Annotated in this window: 3 protein-coding genes; all 3 read right to left on the bottom strand. The window is 78.0% G+C overall.

Annotated elements, in window-relative coordinates:
• The coding region (locus C1A33_RS24240; protein WP_101833640.1) for a cobyrinic acid a,c-diamide synthase CobB at positions 1–752 on the bottom strand (752 nt) is incomplete at its 3' end.
• Positions 753–846: 94 nt separating this feature from the next.
• Positions 847–1455, bottom strand: a complete 609-nt coding sequence (cobO, locus tag C1A33_RS24245) for a cob(I)yrinic acid a,c-diamide adenosyltransferase (protein ID WP_101833641.1) — start codon at positions 1453–1455, stop codon at positions 847–849.
• 3 nt (positions 1456–1458) lie between these two features.
• A partial coding sequence (locus tag C1A33_RS24250; protein ID WP_115538011.1) for a VWA domain-containing protein occupies positions 1459–2131 on the bottom strand: 673 nt, incomplete at its 5' end.

Genomic DNA, 2131 nt, shown 5'->3' on the forward strand with positions numbered 1-2131 from the left:
GCGGCGGGGTCCCAGGGGGTGACGCGCAGGGGCGGCGCGGCGCGGGCGACGCGCAGCAGCGCGTCGAGGTCGCAGGTCGCGGCGACCAGCGCGCCGAGACGGTCGACGGCGTCGACGGCGGCGGGGCGGCGTTCGGCGGCGGGCACCAGACCGAGGTGACGCGAGGGGGTGTGCACCGCGGTGTCGCGGGGGACGGCGCCGAGCACGGGCACGGCGATGGCGTCGAGGGCGTCGGTGAGCAGGTCACGGTGACGGTCGGACCCGACCCGGTTGAGGATCACCCCGGCCAGGCGCAGGCGCGGGTCGAAGGCGCGGAAGCCGGACACGAGCGCGGCCAGCGAACGGGCGGCACCGGAGACGTCGACGACGAGGACGACGGGTGCGTCCAGCAGGCGGGCGACGTGCGCGGTGGAGGCGTGGTCGCCGTCCTGGCCGGGCGCGGGGCGGGCGACGCCGTCGAACAGGCCCATCACCCCCTCGACGACGGCGAGGTCCGCGCCGTGCGCCCCGTGGGCGAACAGGCCGGGCAGGCGGTGCGCGCCGCACAGGACGGCGTCGAGGTTGCGTCCGGGACGGCCGCAGGCCAGCGCGTGGTAGGAGGGGTCGATGTAGTCGGGGCCGACCTTGTGCGGGGAGACGCGCAGCCCGCGGGCGCGCAGCGCCGCCATCAGCCCGGTCGTCACCGTCGTCTTGCCGGCGCCGCTGGACGGGGCGGCGAGCACGAGTCGCGGCAGGGCGAGGGCGGCGGTCATGCGCCGTGCCCGGGCGACGCCGCGGGACGCGGGGTCCAGGCCACCGCGCGACGGCGCGCCGATGATCGGGGTGCGGGCGGTCGCGGTGCGGGGCTCACCATTCGATGCCTCGCTGGCCCTTCTGGCCGGTGTCCATCGGATGGCGGACCTTGGTCATCTCGGTGACGAGGTCGGCGGCGTCGAGCAGGGCGGCGGGGGCGCGCCGGCCGGTGACGACGACATGCTGGCGGCCGGGTCGTTCACGCAGGGTGGTGACGACCTCGTCGACGTCGAGCCAGCCCCAGTCCAGCGGGTAGGTCATCTCGTCGAGGACGTAGAGCCGGTAGGTCTCGGCGGCCAGGTCGCGGCGGATCTGCGCCCAGCCCTCGGCGGCGGCCGCCGCCGGGTCGCCGTGGGGGTCGACGCGTCCCTGGAGCCAGCTCCAGCCGGAGCCCATCTTGTGCCAGGCGACCGTGCCGCCCTGCTCGGCGGCGCCGAGCACGCCGAGGGCCTGTTCCTCGCCGATGCGCCATTTCGCGGACTTGACGAACTGGAACACGCCGACCGGCCAGCCCTGCGCCCAGCCGCGCAGCGCCAGGCCGAACGCGGCGGTGCTCTTGCCCTTGCCGTCGCCGGTGTGGACGATCAGCAGCGGCCGGTCGCGGCGCTGGCGGGTGCTCAGGCCGTCGTCGGGAACCTGCTCGGGCTGCCCCTGGGGTGGCATCGGTCAGCTGCTCCTTCGCGGGTGCACGCCGGGCAGGGCGTCGAGGGGGAGGGTGAGGGCGCCGAGTGCGGCGGCGAGGCGGCCGGCCAGGCCCAGGCGCAGCGGGCCGCTCTCGCAGTCGACGACGATGCTGGCCAGCCCGCCCCGGCCACCCGCCGCCCCGGCGGTGCCGCCGTGGCCGCGTGCGCCGCTGCCGGTGTGGGCGTGGGTGGTGGGGCCGGCGGTGCGGCGCAGGGCGGCGGCGACGGGCAGCGGGTCGTCGCCGGCGGTGGCCCGCCCGTCGGTGACGACGACGAGCAGGGCGCGCCGGGCCGGGTCGCGGCGGCGTTCGGCGCGCAGCACCTGGGCGGCGCGGGTGAGCCCGGCGGCCAGCGGGGTGCGCCCGCCGGTGGGCAGGGCGCGCAGCCGCGCGGCGCCGGCCTCCACGCTGGATGTGGGGGGCAGCACGACGTCGGCGCCGGACCCCCGGAAGGTGATCATGCCGATGCGGTCGCGGCGCTGGTAGGCGTCGACGAGCAGGGCGAGCACGGCGGTGGTGACGATGCTCATGCGGGCGCGGGCCGCCATCGACCCCGACGCGTCGACGACGAACAGCACCAGGTTGCCCTCCCGGCCCACCCGCACGGCGCCGCGCCGGTCGGCGGGGCGCCGTGCGGGTGGGCCGGGAGGGCAACCT

Source organism: Frankia canadensis (assembly GCF_900197875.1).
In the GTDB taxonomy this organism is placed as follows: Bacteria; Actinomycetota; Actinomycetes; order Frankiales; family Frankiaceae; genus Frankia; species Frankia canadensis.

Coding starts and splice junctions, on each gene's coding strand:
- cobO (WP_101833641.1), bottom strand. CDS start 1,455: ATGCCACCCCAGGGGCAGCCCGAGCAGGTTCCCGACGACGGCCTGAGC.